Here is a 22,864-nt window from a genome sequence, read left to right on the forward strand (position 1 = left end):
TTGCCAACCACCCTTAACCCACGCCGCTTGATGCGCGGAATTCAGCTGAGGAGGGGTTAGGGTCTTCTAGCTCTCTAGTGATCTAGTGTTTTAGTAACTGAATGGCTAGCTACCACAATTCAGCCGACGCTGGAAAGCTTCTAGAAACTGCCCTACGTGGTATCCATCGGCTAAGCCGTGGTGCACATGCACCGATACGGGCAGCAGGCGGGTGGCACCTTCCAGATACACCTGCCCATACGAAAGCTTGGGGCAGCTATCGGCGTGGCGGAAGCTGCGGGCGTGCGACAACGCGGTGAAGCGTACCCACGGCACGGCCGAGCAGTGCAGCACGTCGGGGCGGCCAGTGGCGTCGGAGAGGCGCAGGCCGGTGCTTTGCTGGACGGCTTCTATTTCGCGGTTGGCGGCAGCCACGAAATCGGGTAGGGAGTCGTGTAGCTCGATAAAGGAAAAGCCGAATGTGTGATCGGGGCGGCCGATGGTGGCCGAGGCGTGCACTCGGTCGTAGCACACTACCTGCTCGCCCTCGACGCGGTAGCGAAATGCCTCCACTTCCTGGGCCGCCTGCAAGGAATGATACAAGTAATACAGAAAGAAAGGTACTCCTTGTAGCTTGGCTTCGGTGTAGGCCTGGGTGCAGTCCACGGTAGCCGTCAGTCCGAAGAAAGGCTCATCAAAAGTTGAGAAAAACGCGAAATGCTCCCGGCGGGGCCACTGAGCGAGGTCAATCAGCTGTTTCATGAGCCGCAAGTTCGGTAACTTTGCTTAACTCAGTGCCACAAATTCCGCCCGCATGACCGTAGCTCCCGGATTGAAGAAAGCAGCTGTACTCTGTGTGTTGCGCCACGCCGACGCCTTCTTGTTGCTTCAGCGGCTGAAGCCACCCCACCAAGGGTTATTTACGCCCGTGGGGGGCAAATTAGACCCATACGAAAGCCCCCAACAAGCAGCTTTCCGGGAAGTACAAGAGGAAACCGGCTTGCAGCCGCTGGAAATGGTCTGGCGGGGGATGCTGGTTGAAACCTCACCTGTCGACTACAACTGGATCAGCTTCGTATTTGAAGCCCACATCGAGCGGGTGCCCCCACCGGCCTGTTCGGAAGGCACGCTGGTTTGGGTGGAGAAGGCTGAGCTGGCCGTGGTGCCCACCCCGCTCACCGATCATTTTATTTACGAGTACTTACTGGCCAATCGGCCCTTTCAATTCGACGCGACCTACGACGCAACGCTGCGCCCCTTGGTCATGCGCGAGGAACTGCAAGGCCTGAGCTTGCCCCTTATTTCCTAGCCAACTCAAGATAATGCCCGCCTCTCAACTTATTGCTTTCGACGCCGACGACACGCTATGGTCCAATCAGTCTCATTTCGACCACGTGGAGGCGCAATTATTCGCCATCCTTATCCGCTGCGGCGACCCGGTCGTCATCGGCCCGCACCTGTACGAGGTACAACGGCGTAATATGCAGCTGTTTGGCTACGGGGCCAAGTCGTTTATGCTGTCGATGATTGAAACGGCCATTCAACTCACCGAAGGAAACGTTGCCGGCCACGAAATCCAGCAAATCATTGATTTGGGTAAGCGCCTCCTCGACTATCCCATTGAGCCGCTGCCGGGAGTAGAGCAAGTGCTGAGCACGCTTAAAGAGCGCGGTCAGCCCCTGATGGTGCTTACCAAAGGCGACTTGTTTGACCAGGAAAGCAAGCTGGCCCGCTCCGGCCTAGGCGACTTCTTCGACCACGTGGAAATAGTAAGCGAGAAAAACGAGGCCACGTATCGGCGCATTTTAGCTCACTACGGAGTGCCCATCTCTGAATTCACCATGATTGGCAATTCGCTGAAATCAGATGTGTTACCGGTGGCGCAGCTCGGTGCAAGGGCCGTGCACGTGCCCTATCACACCAACTGGATACACGAAGAGGTGCCCGCCGAGCAGTTAGAAGGTGTGGCATTCTACGAGGCCGCCTCCATGACTGATGTGCTGAGCTACCTCAATTAAGAGCAGCCAACGTTTACTTTCGGTTCAACTTCTCACCGAACGCCTACCTTGCTACTTCTTTCTTAACGCTTATCCATGCTTGCTTCCAAGTGGTACGATTTGATCGGCGTGCGCGCGACTGAGGTCAAAACCGTATGGCTATTCTTTCTGCATAACTTTTTGCTAGGCATCGGCACCATCTTGGTGTACGTGTCGGCCAACGTTATCCTGCTCGAAAATAACCCCGAGCGCAACCTGCCGCTGGCCTACGGCCTAGCCGCGCTGGCCATGATGGCGGCGGGCAAGGCATATACCTATTTCGAGCACCATTTGCCCCTGCAGCGCCTCGCCGTACGGGTGCTGTTGGCCGTGGTGGCGTTTACGGGTGTTATAAGTGTGCTGGTGGCCGTAGGGCACTCGGTGGCAGCGGCCGTTACCATTATGTCAGGTTATCGGGTGATTTATCTGCTGACCAATCTGGAGTTTTGGGGTGTGTCGGCGGTAGTGTTCGATGTACGCCAGAGCAAGCGTCTCTTCGGCCTGATCGGGTCGGGCGATATGCCGGCGAAGGCGTTGGGGGCCATTTTGGCGCTGCTCGTGCACGCCCACACCGATTTGCTATTTCTGCTGTTGCTGGCCTTGGGGGCCTATTTGGGGGCGTTGTACACCTTACGTACTACCCTAAGCTCGCATTCGGTAGAAGCGCGGCCTACTTCACGTCCTCAGCGCCTGACCAGTCTGGCGCCGGGCCTGCAACGCTGGTTCGGCGACAGCCAATTGGTGCTGTCCACGTGCCTGAGTATCACGGCCATTGCGGCAGTTACGGCGGGTGTGGAGTACTCTTTCTTTGTCAACGTTAAGCACAAGTTCCACGACCAAGCCACGGTGATGCGCTATGTAAGTAGCGTGCTGGTAGTCACGTATTTGCTGGCAATGGTTTTCAAAATGCTACTCACCCAGAAAGCCCTGGAGCAGGTTGGTATTCGTCGGATGCTGGTGACCTTGCCCGTGGCTTTGCTAATTGGGCTGCTGGTATTTGGCGGCTTATGGCAGGTTGGCGCCAATGATTCGGTGCTGCTGCTTTATTTCTGTGGCTTGTACCTGGGGCTGGAAGTACTGCGCCGCGCCGTGTTCGACCCTGTGTTTCTGGTACTATTTCAGCCACTTTCCCCGCCCGAGCGGCTGCGGGCACATACGCGGGCCAAAGGCTTTTACGAGCCGCTGGGAATGGCACTGGGGGGGCTTTTATTGTTCGCCCTGCACGATTTTCCCGGCCTGAATGAGTGGGCGCCGTTTGTCTGGATGAGCCTGTTTGCTGCGGGCGCGTTGTTTTTCTTGCACCGCACCTATGGCCATTATATGGCTGAGCTTCAACATGCCTTGGGTCGTCGCTTTGGCGGTTCGGCGGAAGCGGCAGTTCTAACGAGCGAATTCTTAGCCGAAGAGCAGCTGCCAGCTAGCCCAGCCGAAGTGCAAGCTCTGATTGACGCGTTGGAGGACAAAACTCAGCGCCGGGCAGCTACAGCCCAACTCCTACAACTGGATTCCAGCGTCTTACCTGAGCTGATTCAAACGCTGGAATCACCCACGGCGAGTGATGCCCTGGTACGGCGGGTGGCGCAACTGTGTGCCCGTCAGCCAGTACCTGCCAGCCGTCAAGCACTGGTCGCGCTAGCTCGTCGCGCCAACTTGCACCAGCGCGAAACAGCGCTGCGCGCGCTGCGCCCCATGGAGCAAGTGGAAACCGACGCGCCAATCTTTCAGGCATTGGTGCAGGAGGAAATGCGGCTGGCGCATCAGCTGTTGCAGGGCATTGCTGCCTTTAGCCACGACGAGCTGCGCCGCTGCCTCTACTATGAATTGGCTAAAGTGCAGCAGCGGATTTTTGGTTTGCTTTTCCAGCTTTACACCCCGCATATCATTGCCGATGCCCAGCGCGGCGTAGACCACGCGGCCCGCGAACGTCAAGCCAACGCCCTCGAAATTCTGGACAACATCATTCCGCGTTCCCTCTATCAGGGCCTGCAAGCCTTGCTCGATGTAGCGCCGGTAGCGGAGAAAGTGCGTGTATTTGATCGGCTGCTGGGGCCGCTCAGCCAGCCTGCGCGCGTAGTCCCGTTTATTGTTGAGCAGGGGGAAGTGGCCTTTTCCGACTGGACCATCAGTGTAGCCCTGCGCCATTGGCACGCCGAACCCCACACAATCAGACTGTTATTACCGTATATACATAGTTCCAACTACCTTATTCGGGAAAGTGCCTTCTTTGTGCTGAAAAAGCTGTCGGAGCGTCAACCTGAACTCTATGAACAGCTTATGGATGTCGAGCCAGCCTTACCTGCCCTGCTTATGAGCCACACCCACGCTACCACTGCTACCATCTCGGCCCGCGACCGGGTGCATATACTTCAGCAAACTGCTTTGTTTGCCGAGACGCCCGAAAACGTGCTGAGCAGCATCGTGCCCATTATGCGGGAAGTAAGCTTCCGCGATGGGCAACAGATTTTTGCCAAAGGCGACCTGGGTACTTCGCTCTTTATCGTGTACGGAGGCGAAGTAGGTATTTTCAACGGCACTCAGCACCTCACTACTTTCCGCAAAGGTGACTTCTTTGGCGAGCTAGCTTTACTCGATGCCGAGCCTCGCTCAGCCTCCGCCGTTGCCCAAGGTGAGGTTGTTGCTTTCCGCCTCGATCAGGAGGACTTCTATGATGTGATGGAGGAGCGCAGCGAGGTATTGCGTAACATCATGAAGGTGCTCTGCCAACGCCTGCGTCGCCAGAATGAGAAGATGCAAACTCAAGCCCCACTCAGCAATCCAGCCTGATGCTGGGGGGCAAATTTGCCCCCCAGCATCAGGCTGGCTGTATTCATTCAGTCTAAAACGGTTATTCCAGCTTAAACGCGGCTTCCTGCACATCGCGGGAATTGCCACCAACAAACACCTGAAAGTCGCCGGGCTCCGACACGAATTTTAGGTCGTTGTTATAAAACTTTAGATCGTCGGGGTGAGGCGGAAGGTGAGGGTTTTGCTTTCGCCTTTTTTCAAGGTCACCTTCTGGAATCCTTTTAATTCTTTTACTGGTCGGGTAATAGAACCAACCATGTCGCGGATGTAGAGCTGGGCAGTTTCTTCGCCGTCGTAGTTGCCGGTATTGCGCACGGTTACGCGCACTTCCAGCGGCTCACTTTGCTTGATTGAGGTTTTGCTGAGTTCCGGTTTGCTGTAGCTGAACGTGGTGTAGCTCAGCCCATAGCCGAAAGGATACAGCGGGTCATTGCTCACGTCCAAGTAGCGCGACTTGTACTTGTCGAGCTTGTCGGTGCCGTTGAAGGGGCGGCCGGTGCTTTTGTGGTTGTAATAGAGTGGCACCTGACCCACAACCTGCGGAAACGTAGCCGTAATTTTGCCCGATGGATTGTAGTCGCCGAACAGTATATCGGCAATAGCGTTGCCGCCCTGCGTGCCCGAAAACCAGGTTTCCAGAATAGCATCGGCATTCTGATTTTCCCAGCTCAGTGCCATGGGCCGGCCATTCATCAGCACCAATACCAGCGGCTTACCGGTCTTTTTCAGGGCTTTCAACAATTCCATCTGTGGGGCCGGAATGCTGATATCAGCGCGGCTGGCTGCCTCGCCCGTCATGCCCTGCGACTCGCCTACAGCGACTACTATCACATCGGCACTTTGGGCCGCTTGTACCGCCTCCTGAATCATGGCTTCGGGCGTGCGCTTGTCAATGTTCAGGTCGCCACCGTGGGCGTTGAGGCGCTCAATCATCTGCGCATCATCGGTGATGTTGGCACCTTGGGCGTATACTATCTTCACGCCGCTGGCTACGTTTTTGATGCCTTGCTCCAAGGAAACGGCCTGTTTCCAGTCGCCGGCGCCGCTCCAGGAGCCAATCATATCGCGTTGGCGGTTGGCCAGGGGACCTATCAGCGCAATTGTGCCAATCTTTTTGAGCGGCAGCGTGTTCTTGTCGTTTTTGAGCAACACCATGCTCTTGCGACTGATGCTGCGCGCATCGGCGATGAACTCTTTCTTCATCATGGTTGCCTTGGCGCGCTTTTCCGTCACGCCGCGGTAGGGGTCCTGGAATAGACCAAGCCTGTATTTAGCCTCTAGCACCCGACGGCAGGCTAGGTCAATCTGCTCTTGCTTGACGGTGCCGTCTTTCAGGTTTTTCGCCAGGTTTTTCAGGAAAATCTCACCCACCATGTCCTGATCCGTACCTGCGCTCAGCGCCAGGGCCGACACTTGCGCGTCGTTGCCCATGCCATGCGCAGTCATTTCGTTGATGGCGGTATAGTCGGTAGCCACGAACCCGTTGAAGCCCCACTGCGTGCGCAGCAAGTCGGTCATTAGCCATTTATTGCCCGTAGCCGGCACGCCGTTGATATCGTTGAATGAGGTCATTACCGAGCCCACCCCGGCTTCGATAGCAGCTTTGTAGGGGGGCAAATATTCGTTGTACATGCGCACCAGACTCATGTCGGTGGTATTGTAGTCGCGGCCGGCTTCGGCGGCGCCGTAGAGGGCAAAGTGCTTGAGGCAAGCCATCACGTTGGTGGGCTTGCTCATATCGTTGTCGGTGCCCTGGTAGCCGCGCACCATCGCGCGGGCGATCTGGGCGCCGAGGTATGGGTCTTCGCCGGCCCCTTCGGCAATGCGGCCCCAGCGCGGATCGCGGGCAATGTCCACCATGGGCGAATACACCCAGTTGATACCATCAGCAGCGGCTTCTTCAGCCGCAATTCGGGCGCTGCGCTCCATGGCGGCTAGGTCCCAACTGGCGGCCATACCCAGCGGAATGGGGAAGATGGTGCGGTGACCATGAATAACATCGTAGCCCAGAATCAGCGGAATCTTGAGGCGCGACTCTTTCACGGCTAGCTCTTGCAGCTTGCGCGCCGCCACCGGCGTGTACGTATTGAGCACCGCGCCCACATTGCCTTTTCGGATGTTGGCGTCTACGTCTTTGCTGACCACCGGCCCGGTCACGTCAAATCCCACCGACACCAGATTCAGCTGGCCGATTTTCTCGTCCAGCGTCATCTTTTTCATCAGCGCCTCCACAAACTGATTCATCTTCTGGGTATTGACACTGGAAGGCGGAGCAACAGTGGTCTGGGCTTGCAGCGTCGGGCTCAGCAAAAGCCCCAAAGACAGAAGCAAAGCGGTGCGGAACGTTCTTTTCATGTGGGAAAGGATAGGATGGGTTTGGAGCGCAAAAGGGAGGTGAAAAAGCCCCCAGAAGTGTTAGTTGAAAACGTATGTCATGCAGAGCGGAGCGAAGCATCTCGCGTGTTTAGTGGGATTGCTAATCCTGCGTCAGCACGCGAGATGCTTCGCTTTGCTCTGCATGACGTTCTGGTTATGAGGATAATGCTGTTCAACAAGTAGAGACAAATATGTGTCTCTACTTAGCCGTCACGACTGGTATTCTGGTGGAAATTCCGTTTTCGTTGATGGCTTCGATGGTGAAATAATAGGGAAGTTCTTTGTCCATGCCTTTGAAGTAAAACTCAGGGGAGCCGTGCACCATGATACAATTGTAGAGCTTATCGGAGCTGATGCCAACGTGGATGTTGTAAGCGTAAGCGTTGTCGACGGCTTTCCATTTCAGCCAGGCACTACGCTTGTCTTTTTCAGTCCGCAGCACGATGAAGTTCTTCACAGCTTCGGGCACAGAACCGTTGCCTTTACCAAATACGCGCAGGCCGCTGATGGCAAATTTGCCGGTGGGCATGTGGATGTTTTCGAGCTTGAGGTAGCGCGTTTTTATTGGCTCGGCTAGCTCAATATAGTCGTGGGGGACGTCGGTTTTGTTCTGGCTTTTATCCACCAGCATCTTCCATTTTTTGCCGTCCATGGAGTGCCAAAGCTTGTACTGGTGGTATGTGCCTTGTTGCTTACCTAGGAATTCTGCGTCTTGGTCGGCGTAGTTGATCTGGATGGCGTGCACCGTGCTGAGGTTGCCCAAATCGGTCTGGAGGTATTCGCCTTTATTGCCCGTGGCGGCGCTCCAGTAGGTTTTGATGCTTTCATCTACGGCGAAGTTGGGCGAAAAGCCCCCCAGCGTTGAGGATACCTGCACTGGCTTCTGGTAGTTAAGGAGCATCCAACCTGTGAAGCGACTTTTGAGGTGGTCGGCGGGGCCATCGGGCAAGTAGTGCGGATAGTCGCCAAACATGGTGTTGCTATACAGCACGCCGTCTTTATCGAAGCCCGCGGGCCAAAGGCCGAGGCGCCGCTCGAAGTTGTTTTTCACCGATACCACCATTGTGGAGTGGTGCCACCAGTTGCCGTAGGTATCCTGGAAAGTGTTGCCGTGGCCGGCGCCGCGGGCAAAGCCGCCGGGCTTGTAAGCAAATGGGTTGTGAGGCTGCGGTGTAAACGGGCCTAGGGGATTGTCGCTCACCTGCACCCCGTCGGCGTAGCCGCTAAATTCGGTGCCGGGCGCGCCGTACTGGAGGTAGTATTTGCCGTTGTGCTTGTTCATCCAGGCGCCTTCCATAAACGGGTCAAGGAAGGTGTTGTCGAGGTATTCGCCGAACCGCTGCCAGCCAAATCGCTCGTCATTCAGCCCGAACATTTCCTTGGGCTGCCCAATAGGCTGAAAAGTCTTGCGGTTGATCTGCTGGCCGTAGAGTGGAAACTCATTGCTACTGCCCCAGTACAGATAGAGCTTGCCATCATCGTCGAGGAAAAAAGCAGGGTCCCAAGCGCCGATTTGAAAGGGCTCTACGGCTTCTTTCCACTCGTTTGCTTTAGGGTTGGTGCTCATCCAGATCGGAAAGTTTTTCTCGTGCGTCGACCCAAATACCAGCAGCGTATCGCCCATTACAAACACGGCTGGCGCGCACAAGTCGTCATAGACTTTATGGTGAGGCTTGAGAAAGGACCGCGAAACGAACTTCCAGCTATACAGGTCTTTGCTGTGCCAGTAGCCCCATTGGTTGGTTGAAAAAAGGTAATAGTCACCTTTAAACAAAGTGATAACCGGGTCGGCCGTAGCGCGGTGCTTACCCGAAACTGCAAAGTCAGGAATGGGCGTGTAGCCGTAATCCAAGTTTAGTGGGTTGCAATACGTCCGCTGGCCAGGACTGGCCGTTGGTTGAGCTTGTGTAACCAAACTCAGCAACGCAGCAAAGCACAAGAGCAGGGTTCTGAGCATGGGCATTAATGAAAACAAAATCGTCTGTCATGCTCTATCTGGCGTCCACTTGCCGAAGCATCTCTCCCGCTTCGTTGAGATTAGCACTAAGGTAGAGATGCTTCGCTGCGCGCTGCATGACGTTCAGAGGAATTATTTCTTAATCTGAGGGCTTTCAAAGCCGAGTTTGGTGAGGCCGCGCTGCACATCGGGGCTGCTCATGAATAGCTTCCACAGGAGGCCGGTGCGGTGGTTTTCAATCATGACGATGATAGGGCCTTGATCGATGGCGAGGTGCGATTTGGCGTACCAATTATGGTGCTCACTGAAGCCATCCACGAAGCCGTATTCGCTCCATATTTTGTCCCCCAGATCGTTGTAGAAGTGCTTTAAGGCCGCCATCGACTCGGCCGGCGCGTAAGGCATAGCCGATAGGGCGGCAGTAGGCGAAATCACGCCCAAATCTTCAGACGGGGAGTGGGCCGCGTAACCTTTGTGACTATCTGAGGCGGTAAGGCCCCAGCTGTTGGGTCCGTAGCCTTTATACTTCTTCGGGTTGTCGACGCAGTAGGCGTAGTTGATGCGGGTGTGGGCCTGGTTTTGCTGCATGTAGTCGGCGTACTGATCTTTGAGCCCACGCGGGTCGATGCCCAGAAAAGAGTAGTGCGAGAAAAACAGCGGCCCGCCGTAGTCGAAGCCCAAGGGCAGCTTGATTTTGTAGAACTCCTTGCCATTCTTGAAGTAGTCGCCGGTGGCCCAGCCTTGGTCGTACACCTTTTTGTCGATGGGAAACTTAGGTGAGGAGGCCGCCATGACATAGGTAATTAAGCACTCATTCCAGCCATGAATTTGGTGGTTCATGCTCCAGCCGTTGTTGGGGCTCCAATGCCAGTAGAGCACATTTTGCCCCCCTTGCTGGTGCCAGTTCCATTCCACGCCTTCCCACATCCACAGAATACGGTTGCGCAGTTCCTGCTCCGTTTTGCTTTCCTGGGTGAAGTATTGGCGGGCACAAATCAGCCCCTGAAACAGAAAGGAAGTTTCCACTAAGTCGCCACCGTCGTCCTTTTGGCTAAAGCGGATAACCTTGCCGGTTTCCCCATTCAGCCAGTGCGGAAACACACCGTGAAATGAATCCGACTTCCCCAGAAACTTAACGATTTTCAGGATTCGCGCCGCCGCTTCGTCCCGCGTAATCCACTTCCGGTCGGCGGCCACAATGATGGCCATAATGCCGAAGCCCGTGCCGCCGGTGGTTACTACTTCGCCGCCATACTCGTAGGCCACGTTGCTCCGCTCGCGCGCCATGCCCGATACCGGGTGCCCAAAGTCCCAGAAGTACCGAAACGTCTGACGCTGAACCAAGTCCAGCAGTTGCTCATCTGAGAGGTTGCGGGGCCGTTGGCGTGGGTCGAATTTGGTGGTCTGGGGGGCTTTTTTGGGTGCTGGTTTTTGCTGGGCAACTAAAAATCCAGGTAGCAGCAGATACAGAAGTAGGAGAAGTTTTGCTTTCATAAGTCAGCTTAGACGACGTGTAACTAGGGCTAGGAAGCTAGTTCCCCTCCTCGGTTGAGGAGGGGCTAGGGGCGGTTGATGACGCTAGAACAAGAACTATTTCTAGAAAATGGGTCGCGATTGTCAACCACCCCTAACCCCTCCTCAGTTGAGGAGGGGAACTAGCTTTCTAACTCTAGTCTAGTAGTGTTTAGCAAGTTTCATTAATACCCGGGGTTCTGCGTCAGTTGGCCACCGCTTAAGTCAATCTGGGCCTGCGGAATGGGAAACAGCTCATGCTTGCCTTTCACAAAGGTTTTACCTTGTGCAGCAAAAATGGGAACGATGCGGCCGGGAATCACACTTTCCTGACGGACCAGGTCGAAAAACCGGTCGTGCTCAAGAGCAAGCTCTACGCGGCGCTCCGCCCAGATTTGCTCGAGGGTAGGAGCCGGAATGGCTGCTAAGCCAGCACGGCGACGCACCAAGTTCAAACTCGTAGCCGCAGCGGTAGTGTTACCAATTTGCCGGGCAGCCTCAGCATTGATGAGCAGGATCTCGCCATAGCGTAACACCCGAATATTCTTAGGCAAGAAGTCGTTGTTACCGCAATTAGCTTCGCGGGTGCGGCTATGGTAGGCTTTATAGCTGTAGCGGAAGCCTTCTACCGAGTCTTTGCTCGGAATGCGAAAGCCGTCCCACAGCACAGTGCCGGTGGAGCGCTGGCCCGCGGGGGCCGTTGGCTGAATGAAGATAATACTGGCTGCTCGCCGTACGTCGTTCGGCTCGTAGGCACTGGCCAGCGATGTGGTAGGCGTATTGAAACCGAAGCCTAAGTCAGCCCAGCCGCCCCGGCCACCCGAGCGTGGTCCCTGCGATACGGTGTATAGCTCCACTGCGGAGTTGTTGCAGGAAGCACTAACACCCGCCTGCACCTCAAAGATGGATTCGGGCCCATTTGCACCCGCCGTGCGCCAAATATCCGCGTAGTTTTCCTGCAATGCATACGTTCCCGAGCGACCCTGAATAATCTCGTTGGTCAGATTATAGGCCTGCTGATAGTTTTTGCGATACAGGTACACCTTAGCTAGCATGCCTTGCGCAGCCGCTTTCGTAACCCGCCCCGTCTGGGTGGCACCTTTCAACGGTAAGTTATCAGCGGCAAATTGTAGGTCGCTGATGACGAAATCATAAACGGCATCGGCGGTAGCACGCTGCTGAAACTCTGGGCTGTTAATCTCAGAGGTTTGAGGTACGCGGTCAAGCAAGGGCACTCCTCCGAAAAGGCGCACTAAGTTGAAGTAGAAGTAAGCGCGCAGAAAGCGCACCTCGCTGATCAAACGGTTTTTATCTGCCTCAGGCGCAGGGCTCAGCGGAATTTTGTCCAAGGCCTGATTGGCTCGTCCTATGCCTTGGAAGTACCCATTCCAAACGTTATTGGGGGTACCATTGCTGGAGGTTAGCGTAAAATTGTCGATGGTAAGCGCATCGCCATAGTCACTCGGAGTACTGCCTTTATCGGAGTCGTCGGAGGCGATGTCCGTCATGATAACGTATTGTAAGCCATGAACATCGGGGCCAAAGCCCCCAAGATACATGACGTTGTACACCCCATCGACTAGCTTTTGAGCTGCCGCTGGATCATTGCGAATTGCATCTTCACTCAGCTGGCCTTGGGGAGCTACATCAAGGAAATCTTTGCAGCCGCTGACCATCACTAGGGCTAGGGCTAAGGCAGCCGTACCGGCGCGGCGCGGGAGAGAGGTGGGAATAGAGAAATACATCGGCGTAGCTTATTTGAAGTTGACGTTCAGCCCTACCGTGATGGTGCGGCTGATGGGGTAGCTGTTTAGTTCGATGCCTGAATCGAGGGGGCCACCGGACAGCTCCGGCGTGAAGCCACTGTAGTTGGTTACCGTAAACACGTTCTGGGCAGCGGCAAATACACGAAGCGAAGTCATGCGAAACCGCTCAAGCGCAGCTATTGGGATTGAATAGCCTAGTACCACGTTGGTGAGGCGCAAAAACGACCCCGACTCCAGAAAGTAGGTCGAGTTGGGCATGCTGCTCATTAGGGACCGAGGGTCGGAGTTGGACGGGTTGGCGGCCGTCCAGCGGTCGTTAGCGAAATCAGCTTCGACGTTATCGGTGCTGGCGTTGCGCGCCTGCTTTTTGGCGTTGTACACCTTGTTGTTCAGATTGCCCGAAAACACGAAGGAGAAATCCACATTCCGGAAATTTAGCCCCCCATTCACACCGTAATAGATCGGTGGCTGATACGAGCCGAAGTAAGAGCGGTCGAGCAAGTCGACGGTGCCGTCGCCGTTGGTGTCAGCATACTTTAAGTCGCCCACCTGAGGATTGAAAGTGGAGCGGGGGCCGTTGGCAATTTCATCGGCCGATTGGTACACGCCAATAGCATCGAGCAGGTAGAAGCTGCCCGCCGCCACGCCGTTGTCGGAGCGCGTTACGTTGTTGGCACCAGCAAACAACGCCTGCCCACCGTTTAGCTCGGCAATGCGGTTTTTGTTGAAGGTGGCATTCACGCCAATGTTGTAGCTCCAGTCGGGGCTTTCGCCTATGCTGGTGCGCCAGTTAAGAGAGGTTTCCACGCCTTTATTGGTGATATCGGCGGCGTTGGTGATAAACTGGTTATTGGGGTCGCCTAAGATGCCGGGAATGTTAATCGGAATGAGGGCATCGGAAGTAGTCTTGTCGTAGTAGGTTACTTCGCCCGTCAAGCGGTTGTCGAGCAAGCCAAACTCTACTGCGAAGTCATACTCTGTGGTGGTTTCCCAGCGCACGTCCTGGTCCTTAATTTCCGTAATTGTGGCTCCCAATACTGGCTGGCCATTAAATACATAAGGAATATTCGAGTTAGCCGTCACGATGTAGGTATCAGCCGGAATCTGGTCGTTGCCAAGCTGGCCGTAGCTGGCCCGCAGCTTCAGGAAGTTCAGCACCGTGTTGCCTTTCAAAAAGGCTTCATCCGACACTACCCAGCCCAAGCCCACTGAGGGGAAAAAGCCGTTGCGCTGGTCGCGGTTAAACCGCGAAGTGGCATCGTGGCGGAGGTTGGTGGTGAAGAGGTAACGGTCGAGGAAGGCGTAGTTGATGCGCCCGAGGTACGATAGCCGGCTATCCTTCGAGGCTGCCGAACCGTTCACCGAAGAGTTCGGGTCGCCAGCATTTAAGTACCACTGATCCGGGTCGACGGGAACATCGCGGCGGGCGGCCGAAAACTGATTGTCAAAGCCTTTCTCTACCACAGTACCTACCAACACCGTTAGGTCGTGCTTATCGAGGAAGCGCTGCTGATACGTGGCGGTGTTTTCCCAGAGGTAGCGGGAGTTATTGTTCTGCGTCACGTTGAGGTTACTACGATCTGAGCGCTGGTTGCCACCGGAAGTCAGGAACGTCACCTCATCATTACGGTATTGGTAGTCATACACGCGACGGTTGTTGTAGTTCAGGTCGAGGTTGATGGCCGAGCGGAGGGTAAGCGCAGTAATGGGCTTTACGTCTACGGCCACGGTGCTCTGCAAGCGGTTTTCCAACGACTTATTGTTGTTCTTCTCGATATCCAGCAACGGATTACCGACGTTGCCGAAGGCGGAGGTGTTCCCGTACCGGTCGCCTACTTTGGACTGGATAATGGGGGCCGCGCGGTAGGCGTTGCCATAAGCGGCTCCTATGTTGACGTCGCGCGTATTGGCGTGGCTAAAGGATGCCTGCGAGCTGATCGTTACCTTATCCGAAAGATCGAAGGCGGTGTTAGAACGTACCGTCAGGCGCTGAAACTTGTTATTGATGACGATCCCGTCATCCTGAAGCAAATTGCCAGAGAAGTAGTAGCGCACGTTCTCACTCGCACCCGACACGGCTATGTTGTGATTCTGAAAGGTGCTGCGGCGCAGGATCTCGTCGTACCAGTTGGTAGTGCCCGTGAAATTCGGAATGTTGGTGCTAGGCGAAACATCACCCAAGTAGTTCACATACTGGTCGGCGCTGGCCATATCTACTAAGCGAGCTGCTTGCTTAAAGCCCCCCGTAGCGCTGTAGCTGAGCACCGGTTTGCCTTCTTTGCCCTGCTTGGTGGTGATGATAATAACACCATTTGCCCCCCGCACACCATAAATAGCTGCCGCCGACGCATCTTTCAGAACGTCGATGGTTGCAATGTCGGCGTTGCTCAGGTTGCGGATATCAGTGGTTTGCACGCCGTCTACCACATACAACGGGTTAGCGCCGGCCAGCAGGGTACCCGTTCCTCGGATACGCACGACGGGCTGGGAGTTAGGAGCACCGTTATTCGTGATTTGTACCCCAGAGATTTTGCCCTGCAACGCTTGGGTAGCCGTTTGTACGGGCTGATTGACAATCTCAGTGCCTTCCACGCGGGCCACGGCGCCGGTGAGGTCGCGCTTGCTTTGCGTACCGTAGCCCGTAACAACCACCTCACCGAGGGCCTGCGTATTAGGCGCCAGATTAATGTCGATGGTGGTACGGCCGCCGATGGCTACTTCCTGCGGGTTGTAGCCCACAAAGGAGAAAACCAGCGTGCCGTTATCCGGGGCGGTGATAGTGTAGCGACCCTCAGGATCGGTAGCGGTACCGTTGCTGGTGCCTTTCACCACTACGTTTACACCGGGCAGGCCCCCGCCCGTTTCGTCAATTACGCGGCCGGTTACGGTAATGTCGGCCGGCGTTTGGGCCAGGGTGGTAATAGCCGAGGATGCAGCGGTGGCGTAGGCTGGGGCGCTACCGACGCACAAAACGGCCCCGAGCGCCGCAAGGGCCGTAAGCTGCTTAACACACCTAGGAAGCCCAGGGAAGTGTAGAAGAGGGTGCATATAAAGGAAGGGTTTGGAGTGGGAAATAGAAATCAGAGAGTACTTCAAATGCCGGAATGAGCTCCTAATTGGAGACTACAGGCATTACTCGTCAGTTGTATAACTGCAACCAAATCAGGAGGAAAGCGCAATCGTTTGCGGGTCACTTCCAAGTCTTGGGTTTACTAGATGACACGTAGCACTGGAAAAGGTGAAGAAGCTTGTTGGCTCTGCATATAATGCAGCAGCGATATTAATCGGGCCTCCTACGCACGGAGGGTACTCAAACGACAGGCAGCGAATCGAAAAAACACGCAACCATTTGCTCATCATGTAGGAGGGCCGCGTCGGGCTGGGCAGGGGGCTTTTCGAATAGCCTGGGTCTCTGTCTTTCCTAATCCAGCAGATCGGTACTAGCTATCGGCTGTTTGTTTTGTTTAGAGCGAACGAAGCAAATAACTGCAGCCGTACAAGCAGTACTGTTCTAGACTGCGTAAGGTTGTGTCTGGGCAGTATTAAATGGCTATCTGAGAGGGCACAAAAAAGGTTGACGAGTTCATCGTCAACCTCTATGCTTTCTGCCGCAGCAAATTTGCCTATTGATAATCAGGATTTAAGGCCAAAAAAGCCCCCCAGCGTGATTTTTGGCTATCGTTCCAGCTTAAAATCCTTGTCTACAGCGGGGCGCTCCTTTTGGTTGGCTACGGCCCAGCCCGTTAGGTAAATCCAGCGGGTGACGCCGGCTAGTTTCTGAATATTAATGCGCTCGGGCTCGTCTTCAGGCGTATGGTAATCCTTGTGCAGCAGCGTGGTGTAGCAGATAGATGGAATATTGAGGCGGGCATAGGAAAGATGGTCGGAGCGGAAGTACCAGCCTTCGGGGTGAGTGGGCTTGTCCCAGAGCGTGTCGAGTTTAAATTGGGCGCTGGCTTGGTTGGCTGCCAGAGCCGTATTGACCAAGCCAAGGGAGTTGCGATGGGGCGGTTGCGAGCCCAGCAACGCCGCGCTATCCGGAGCATTGCGGCCCAGCATTTCCGCATTCAGCACCGCCACAATTGATTCACGCGGCACGGTAGGATGGGTAGCGTAGTAGCGCGAGCCTAGCAACCCACGCTCTTCGGCGCCGTGAAACACAAACAGAGCAGTGCGCTTGGCTGGCTTTTGCTTAAAAGCGCGCATCGTAGCGAGCAATGCCGCGCAACCCGTAGCGTTGTCGTCAGCGCCATTCCAGATGGAGTCGCCGGCCACGATTTTGCGCACGCCGTCGTGGTCTTGGTGGGTGCTGAACAGCACGTTTTCCTTTTTCAGCTGCGCGTCGGTGCCGGGCACTGTCGCCACAATATTTACCGATGGATACGCGAAGGTTTCCACTTTCAGGGTAGCCGTCAGCTGCTGGCCCGGCTGGCGGACCCAAGCTAACGCATCGGCGGGCAGCCAAACGGTGGGCGCCTGCTCAACTACTTTGGTGGCAACCTCGCCGGGCAAGCTGTAGCGGCCGCGCTCGTAGCTGGTGGTCCAGTTTTCATATAAGTTCTGGGCTCGCGCATCCGACACGAACACAACAGCCACAGCACCTGCCTTCACTAGCTCCACAGATTTGTCGCGCATGGTTTGCCCCACAAACCGGCGGTAGCTTAAGTCAGCTGATGGCGTGCCCGAAAACAGAATAGCTACGGCTTTACCTTTCACGTCGATGTTGGCCATTTCAGCCGCCGTACCATTACCCACAAATACCAGGGGGGCATTTATAGTAGCCACACCGGGGGCCAAAATCATGGCATCTTTGCCGTGGGTGAGCTGGTGCGTACCAATGCTCAGGCGGCTGTCTTTGGTGAGGCGGGTGCGCTGAATGTGAAAGAACTGGAAATAGGTGCCATCGTCGCCGGCGGGCTGGAGGCCGATGGCACGGGCCTGCTCCGCTATCCAGGCAGAGGCTTTTAGCTCGTCTAACGTGCCGCCTTCCCGGCCCCGGAAATGGTCGCCGCCAATAGCAAACAAGTCGCGTTTTAGATCTTCTTCCTTAATGGCCGAGCGTTTGTCGCCGGCAAACGGACTGCGCTGGGCCGTGGCCGCGCCGTTATTTAGGAGAAACAGCCCTAGCAAACTTCCGGACAGAAGGAAACGAGAAAGTATAGCGTGTTTCATGGAGGTAGGAGGAGAACGCTTTGACAAAGACTTTACAAAAGAACGTCATGCAGAGCGGCAGCAAAGCATCGCGCTCACTTCGTTGAAGTTACCGTTGCAACGACGCGAGCGCGATGCTTTGCTGCCGCTCTGCATGACGTTCTAGTATTTGATGAGGAATTAATTCTAGGCTACGACCTCGTAAGTCATGATGGGTTTCGACTTATTCTTCAGGCTGACCTCACCCACCTGACGGCACTGAAATGACTCTTTTATCTTGTTGTAGGTCGCTTCGGTAACGATAATCTGGCCGGGCTGAGCGGCGCCTTGCAGCCGCTGGCTTACGTTTACAGTGTCGCCAATTACGGTGTAATCCAAGCGCTTAAGCGAGGCAGAGCCGATGTTGCCGGACACCATTTCGCCCGTATTGATGCCGATAGACACCTGTGGTTGGTAGGGTGAGCCATCGGTGAGAGTGCCGGGGCTGGCGGCAATCAGACTGCGCACCGAGAGGGCCGCGTCGATGGCGCGGTCGAGGTGGTACTCGCCCCGGAATACGGCCATTACTGCGTCGCCCATGAACTTATCGATGTAGCCACTGTGTGCGATAATCTCGCGCACCATTTTATCGAAATAGGAATTGAGCATGTTCACCACATCGCCGGGGGGCAAAACTTCCGACAAGGAGGTAAAGCCACAGATATCAATGAAAACGACCGTGGCATCAACTGTTTCGCTAGCCAATAGCTTGTTCTCAAAGTCAGGGCGGGCCATAAAATTGAGCACCGTCTCGTCCACGTACATCTTCAGGATGTTGTTTTCCTGAATTGCCTGAAGCGTTTCGCGCAGCTGCTTTACCTGCACGATGGTTTTCTCGATGGTGAGCTCTAAGTCATTGAAATCGACTGGCTTACACACAAAGTCGAAGGCGCCGCGGTTCATGGCCGTGCGGATATTCTGCATGTCGCCGTAGGCCGATACCATTACGGTTTTGATGGCCGTATGCGCCTCGTGCAGCTTGGTAAGCATAGTGAGCCCATCCATGACGGGCATATTGATATCGGAGAGAATAATATCCGTATCGGGGTTTTCGGCCACGCGGGAAAGCGCCTCCTGCCCGTTGCTGGCAAACAGAAACTCGTACTGATTCTCCCGGATTTTGCGCCTGAATTTCTGCTTGATCAGCAGTTCTAAATCAGCTTCGTCGTCTACAACTAAAATCTTTGTTTTCATGCCTTTTCCATGGAAATCAACTTTTCCTTCAGGGCTGAGAAGTCTACTGGTTTGGTGAGGAAGTCATTGGCTCCCAATTGCATCGCTTGTCGGTGGCTTTCCTGGTCGGCGTAGGCCGTAATCATCATCACCGTGGGCGGGGCGGCGTAGGGTGCTCCTGCTTGATGCGCCGCAGCAGCTCCAGCCCACTCATGCCGGGCATATTGATATCGGATAAGATCAGGACAACTTCCGAGAAGTGATCGTGCAGGTACTCAAGGGCTTCCTCGCCCGAATAAGCAAAGGTGAAGGAGAACACGCCATTGCGGATTTCTCGCCGAAAACGCTGCTCAAATAGTTGGCGCACGTCTGGCTCATCATCAACTACTAATATTTTCATCATGGCGAAGGTAGTACTACTGGAAGATGATTTTGTCTTTAAATCGTAAATAAGTAATCGGCTACAACAAGAGGCCGCACCTTTGAAAAGCAGCCTTCTCATTAGACCCATTACACGCGAGTGAACAGGCCAAATAGGGCAGAAGATAATGACTTCAACCATACGGGCATGTTGCTTCAGACTTGGGCGCTAGCGCCACAAGCTGCACAGCATACGCTCTGCTTTGCTATACGATTTGAATATAGCTTAAGTAATGCTGGAAGAAGGAAAATTAGTGGATTATGGGCGCCGGATTTTGATCGGTGAGCGGCGTGAAAGGGGGTGCGTCTAAGGAGGAGGTGAGGGCGGGGGCGGAGTGGTTCTGGCGGTATTGCTCTAGGGCTTTGCGACCCATCAATCGAAACACGACCGGCGTGACGATGATATCGAGCAACGTAGAGGACAAAAGGCCCCCCAGAATGACCACGGCCACCGGATACAGAATTTCCTTGCCGGGCGCGTCCTTGGCCAACGTAAGCGGCACGAGGGCCAGGGCTGCGACGAGCGCCGTCATCAGCACGGGCACGAGGCGCTCCAGGGAGCCGCGCAGTATCATCTGGTCGGAGAACGATTCGCCCTCTTTTTCTACCAGATGGATGTAGTGGGAAATCATCATGATGCCGTTGCGCGAAGCAATGCCGGTGAGCGTGATAAACCCGACCAGCGAGGCGATGCTGAGCGTGCCGCCCGTGAGCAGGACGGCCGCCACCGAGCCGATAAGGGCCAGCGGAATATTGAGCATAATCTGGGCGACGAGCAGCCAGGATTTGAAATGGGCGTACAACACTAGAAAAATGCCCCCCAACGAGAACAAACTCAGCCACAGGATCCGGCTGCTGGCCGCCTGCTGACTTTCGAATTGCCCCCCATAGGTGAGGTAGTAGCCCGTGGGCAGTTTCACTTGCTGGCGAATGCGCTGCTGCATTTCCTGCACGGCACTGCCCAGGTCGCGGCCGGCCACGTTGGCCGAAATGGTGATGCGGCGCTGAGTGTTTTCGTGGTTGATGGTGTTGGGACCGGGCTCGTAGCTCACGTCGGCCACGGCGCTGACGGGCACGAAGCCGCCGCTGGGCGTTTCGAGACGAGTTTGGGCAATTTGGTCGAGGTCGGCGCGCAGGGAGTCGGGCAGCTTTACAATAAGTTCGAAGCTCTGCTGGCCCTGCAGAATGCGCGACACCACGGCGCCCTGAAACAGTGTTTCCAGGTCCTGCACTACCTCGCCGCGGGGCAGGCCCAGCGCCCGAATAGCGTCTTCGCGGGGCCGAATTAGCAGCTGGGGCACCTGCACCTGCTTTTCAACTTGCAAATCGACTACGCCCGGCACCGTGGCGGCCACGTCGCGGACTTCGTTGGCGTAGCGGCGCAATTCGAGCAAGTCGTTGCCAAAAACCTTGATAGCGACCTGGGCCCGCACGCCCGACAACAGGTGGTCGAGGCGGTGAGAAATGGGCTGTCCCACATTCACGCTGACGCCTTGCAGCAAACTCAGGCGCTGGCGCAGATCGGTTAGGATGACGTCTTTTTCGCGGCGCTTCAAGCCGGCTTTCTCCAACTCCGCGTCGGTTTTGAAAGCTACTTCTATTTCAGAGTTGTTCACCGATTCGGCGTGCTCGTCCAGCTCGGCGCGACCGGTGCGGCGGGCCGTGTAGGCCACTTCCGGCACTTGCAGCATCTGCTTTTCGGCAATGGTGCCCAGGCGGTTCGACTCCGCCAGCGACGTGCCGGCGGGGGCGGAGAAGTTGATGGTAAGCGAGCCTTCGTTGAAGGGCGGCAAAAACTCAGTACCAAAGAAAGGTACCATGGCCGCCGCCAGCACAAACAATAGTCCGGTAGTGCCCAGAATCAGCTTGGGGTGCCGAAAGCCGAAGCTCAGCAGGCGCGTATCCTTCGCCTTCAGCCAACGCACCAAGCGGCTGTCTTGCTCGGCGCGCATCTTCATTTTGGGCAGCAAATAATAGCACAGTACCGGCGTCACGGTCAAGGAAACGAACAGCGACGCAATGATGCTGGTGATGTAGGCCACGCCCAGGGGGGCAAAAATGCGCCCTTCCATACCCGACAACGCAAACAATGGCAGGAACACGAGCACCACAATAATGGTGGCGTACACAATGGAGTTGCGTACCTCGCTGGAAGCCTCATAAATCACCTGCAAAGCCGGGCGTGGCTGGGCCAGCTGCCGGTTTTCGCGCAAGCGCCGGAAGACGTTTTCCACGTCTACAATCGCGTCATCCACCAGCTCACCGATAGCAATTGCCAGGCCGCCGAGCGTAAGCGTGTTGATAGAAATGCCCCCCAGCTTGAATACTAGGGCCGTAACGAGCAAGGATAACGGAATGGCCGTGAGCGAAATAACGGTGGTACGCACGTTCAGCAGGAAAGCGAACAGCACAATCACTACCAGAATGGCCCCGTCGCGCAGGGCTTCTTCCACGTTGGTCAGCGAGGCATTGATAAACTCGGCCTGCTGGAACAAACGCGTGTTGAAACGCACATCGGTCGGCAGGGAAGGCTGTAAGTCGGCGAGGGCGGCTTCGATTTGGCGGGTGAGCTCGGGGGTGCTGGCGCCGGGCTGCTTCTCGATGCTGAGAATGACGGCCGGCTGGCCATTTACGCTGCCGTCGCCGCGCTTGAAACGTCCCCCAAACTGCACCGTGGCCACTTGTTTCACCGTCACAGGCGAGCCGTCGCGGTAGCTCACGATAATGTTCTCGATATCCTCCACCGAGCGCAAGCGGCCTAAGTTGCGAATGAGTACTTCGGAGCCATTGCGGTCGAAAAAGTTGCCGGTAGTATTCAGGTTCGACTGGCGCAGGGCTTCTTCCAGCTGATTGATAGTTAAGCCTGTAGCATTAAGCCGGGGCAAATCAACGAGCACCTGATACTGGCGTTGCTCTCCGCCGATGGGGATGACCTGGGCCACGCCCGCAATGCTGAGCAGACGCTGGCGCACGGTGTAGTCGGCAAGGGTGCGCAGGTCAGCGGCGTTGATGTGTTGTTCGGGCTTTGGCTGGTTCTGGGGGCAATTGTATCCTTCGTGGCCGGCGGGGTGTGGCCGCTCGTCAGGCCGACGAGCATAATCTGGCCCATTACGGAAGAAATAGGACCCAGCACCGGCGAGATGCCCTCGGGCAACTGCTCCTGCACCGTTTGCAGCTTCTCGCTCACGATTTGCCGAGCCGTGAAGATGTCGGTGCCGTAGTTGAATTCGATGAACACCATGCCCAGTCCCACAGCCGAGTTGGAGCGCACCGCCTCTACGCCGGTGGCGCCGTTGAGGGCCGTTTCCACGGGCCGCGTCACGAGGGCTTCTACCTCTTCCGGGGCCATGCCGGGTGCCTCCAAGAATACCGTTACGCGGGGGCGGTCCAGGTCGGGCAGCACATCGACGGGTAGGCCACGCAACGTAGCAAAGCCCCCACGAGCAGCGCTAGGGCGAAGGCCAGCGTGAGCAGGCGGTTTTCAAGGGAAAAGCGAATGATTCGGTCGAGCATGGGTGGAGCGAGCGTTGTTCTGGCAGCGCGGAGTTGACAGGAGAGCTTTATTCAAAAAGAACGTCATGCAGAGCGTAGCGAAGCATCTCGCGTGCTAACGATTGGGTTATCGTTGCAACGTCAGCACGCGAGATGCT

14 protein-coding genes and 1 pseudogene are annotated in these 22,864 nt (G+C 55.8%); 3 read left to right on the plus strand and 12 right to left on the minus strand.

The window, feature by feature from the left end; all coding sequences use genetic code 11:
- Nucleotides 1–105: 105 nt before the first annotated feature.
- Nucleotides 106–741 (minus strand): chloramphenicol acetyltransferase, encoded by a 636-nt coding sequence (locus tag EPD59_RS07700; protein WP_133272276.1) that lies wholly within the window; start codon nt 739–741, stop codon nt 106–108.
- 52 nt (nt 742–793) lie between these two features.
- Here EPD59_RS07700 and EPD59_RS07705 point away from each other — a divergent pair, with 52 nt between their 5' ends.
- From EPD59_RS07705 to EPD59_RS07715, 3 genes are all read left to right on the plus strand, one after another.
- A complete protein-coding gene (locus EPD59_RS07705) occupies nt 794–1,288 on the plus strand; it encodes an NUDIX hydrolase (RefSeq protein WP_133272277.1) in 495 nt (164 codons plus the stop codon).
- Nucleotides 1,289–1,301: 13 nt separating this feature from the next.
- Nucleotides 1,302–1,997 (plus strand): HAD family hydrolase, encoded by a 696-nt coding sequence (locus EPD59_RS07710; protein ID WP_133272278.1) that lies wholly within the window; start codon nt 1,302–1,304, stop codon nt 1,995–1,997.
- A 75-nt stretch (nt 1,998–2,072) separates the two neighbouring features.
- Complete coding sequence (locus tag EPD59_RS07715) at nt 2,073–4,799, plus strand: cyclic nucleotide-binding domain-containing protein (protein WP_133272279.1); 2,727 nt, start codon at nt 2,073–2,075, stop codon at nt 4,797–4,799.
- A gap of 168 nt (nt 4,800–4,967) precedes the next feature.
- Here EPD59_RS07715 and bglX read toward each other — a convergent pair whose 3' ends face one another.
- From bglX to EPD59_RS22350, 11 genes and pseudogenes are all read right to left on the minus strand, one after another.
- Nucleotides 4,968–7,175, minus strand: a complete 2,208-nt coding sequence (gene bglX, locus EPD59_RS07720) for a beta-glucosidase BglX (protein WP_240731664.1) — start codon at nt 7,173–7,175, stop codon at nt 4,968–4,970.
- Between the two features lie 220 nt (nt 7,176–7,395).
- Nucleotides 7,396–9,153, minus strand: a complete 1,758-nt coding sequence (locus tag EPD59_RS07725) for a family 43 glycosylhydrolase (protein ID WP_133272280.1) — start codon at nt 9,151–9,153, stop codon at nt 7,396–7,398.
- A 132-nt stretch (nt 9,154–9,285) separates the two neighbouring features.
- The gene (locus tag EPD59_RS07730) at nt 9,286–10,647 is read right to left on the minus strand and encodes a glucoamylase family protein (RefSeq protein WP_133272281.1); all 1,362 of its coding nucleotides are present in this window, start codon (nt 10,645–10,647) and stop codon (nt 9,286–9,288) included.
- Nucleotides 10,648–10,850: 203 nt separating this feature from the next.
- Nucleotides 10,851–12,410, minus strand: a complete 1,560-nt coding sequence (locus EPD59_RS07735; protein WP_133272282.1) for a RagB/SusD family nutrient uptake outer membrane protein — start codon at nt 12,408–12,410, stop codon at nt 10,851–10,853.
- Nucleotides 12,411–12,419: 9 nt separating this feature from the next.
- On the minus strand, nt 12,420–15,479 hold the full coding sequence (locus tag EPD59_RS07740; RefSeq protein ID WP_133272283.1) for a SusC/RagA family TonB-linked outer membrane protein: 3,060 nt from the start codon (nt 15,477–15,479) through the stop codon (nt 12,420–12,422).
- Nucleotides 15,480–16,106: 627 nt separating this feature from the next.
- Nucleotides 16,107–17,603, minus strand: coding sequence for a M28 family peptidase (locus tag EPD59_RS07745; RefSeq protein ID WP_133272284.1), 1,497 nt, complete (start codon nt 17,601–17,603; stop codon nt 16,107–16,109).
- Between the two features lie 165 nt (nt 17,604–17,768).
- Nucleotides 17,769–18,815 carry an adenylate/guanylate cyclase domain-containing protein gene (locus EPD59_RS07750; protein ID WP_133272285.1) on the minus strand — a complete coding sequence of 349 codons (1,047 nt, stop codon included), beginning with the start codon at nt 18,813–18,815 and terminating at the stop codon, nt 17,769–17,771.
- Nucleotides 18,812–19,194, minus strand: a pseudogene (locus EPD59_RS07755) (response regulator). Before EPD59_RS07755 ends, EPD59_RS07750 begins: the two are co-directional and overlap by 4 nt.
- A gap of 271 nt (nt 19,195–19,465) precedes the next feature.
- The gene (locus tag EPD59_RS07760) at nt 19,466–22,186 is read right to left on the minus strand and encodes an efflux RND transporter permease subunit (RefSeq protein ID WP_262712931.1); all 2,721 of its coding nucleotides are present in this window, start codon (nt 22,184–22,186) and stop codon (nt 19,466–19,468) included.
- Nucleotides 22,072–22,617, minus strand: coding sequence for an efflux RND transporter permease subunit (locus EPD59_RS23140; protein ID WP_262712932.1), 546 nt, complete (start codon nt 22,615–22,617; stop codon nt 22,072–22,074). Before EPD59_RS23140 ends, EPD59_RS07760 begins: the two co-directional genes overlap by 115 nt.
- On the minus strand, nt 22,587–22,727 hold the full coding sequence (locus tag EPD59_RS22350; protein ID WP_240731665.1) for a hypothetical protein: 141 nt from the start codon (nt 22,725–22,727) through the stop codon (nt 22,587–22,589). Before EPD59_RS22350 ends, EPD59_RS23140 begins: the two co-directional genes overlap by 31 nt.
- Nucleotides 22,728–22,864: the final 137 nt, after the last annotated feature.

Origin of the sequence: Hymenobacter radiodurans, assembly GCF_004355185.1 — a bacterium.
In the GTDB taxonomy this organism is placed as follows: domain Bacteria; phylum Bacteroidota; class Bacteroidia; order Cytophagales; family Hymenobacteraceae; genus Hymenobacter; species Hymenobacter radiodurans.

What these genes read in the sequence shown, in the direction of transcription:
- EPD59_RS07700 (WP_133272276.1), bottom strand. Translation starts at nt 741, where the DNA reads ATGAAACAGCTGATTGACCTCGCTCAGTGGCCCCGCCGGGAGCATTTC.
- EPD59_RS07705 (WP_133272277.1), top strand. Translation starts at nt 794, where the DNA reads ATGACCGTAGCTCCCGGATTGAAGAAAGCAGCTGTACTCTGTGTGTTG.
- EPD59_RS07710 (WP_133272278.1), top strand. Translation starts at nt 1,302, where the DNA reads ATGCCCGCCTCTCAACTTATTGCTTTCGACGCCGACGACACGCTATGG.
- EPD59_RS07715 (WP_133272279.1), top strand. Translation starts at nt 2,073, where the DNA reads ATGCTTGCTTCCAAGTGGTACGATTTGATCGGCGTGCGCGCGACTGAG.
- bglX (WP_240731664.1), bottom strand. Translation starts at nt 7,175, where the DNA reads ATGAAAAGAACGTTCCGCACCGCTTTGCTTCTGTCTTTGGGGCTTTTG.
- EPD59_RS07725 (WP_133272280.1), bottom strand. Translation starts at nt 9,153, where the DNA reads ATGCTCAGAACCCTGCTCTTGTGCTTTGCTGCGTTGCTGAGTTTGGTT.
- EPD59_RS07730 (WP_133272281.1), bottom strand. Translation starts at nt 10,647, where the DNA reads ATGAAAGCAAAACTTCTCCTACTTCTGTATCTGCTGCTACCTGGATTT.
- EPD59_RS07735 (WP_133272282.1), bottom strand. Translation starts at nt 12,410, where the DNA reads ATGTATTTCTCTATTCCCACCTCTCTCCCGCGCCGCGCCGGTACGGCT.
- EPD59_RS07740 (WP_133272283.1), bottom strand. Translation starts at nt 15,479, where the DNA reads ATGCACCCTCTTCTACACTTCCCTGGGCTTCCTAGGTGTGTTAAGCAG.
- EPD59_RS07745 (WP_133272284.1), bottom strand. Translation starts at nt 17,603, where the DNA reads ATGAAACACGCTATACTTTCTCGTTTCCTTCTGTCCGGAAGTTTGCTA.
- EPD59_RS07750 (WP_133272285.1), bottom strand. Translation starts at nt 18,815, where the DNA reads ATGAAAACAAAGATTTTAGTTGTAGACGACGAAGCTGATTTAGAACTG.
- EPD59_RS22350 (WP_240731665.1), bottom strand. Translation starts at nt 22,727, where the DNA reads ATGCTCGACCGAATCATTCGCTTTTCCCTTGAAAACCGCCTGCTCACG.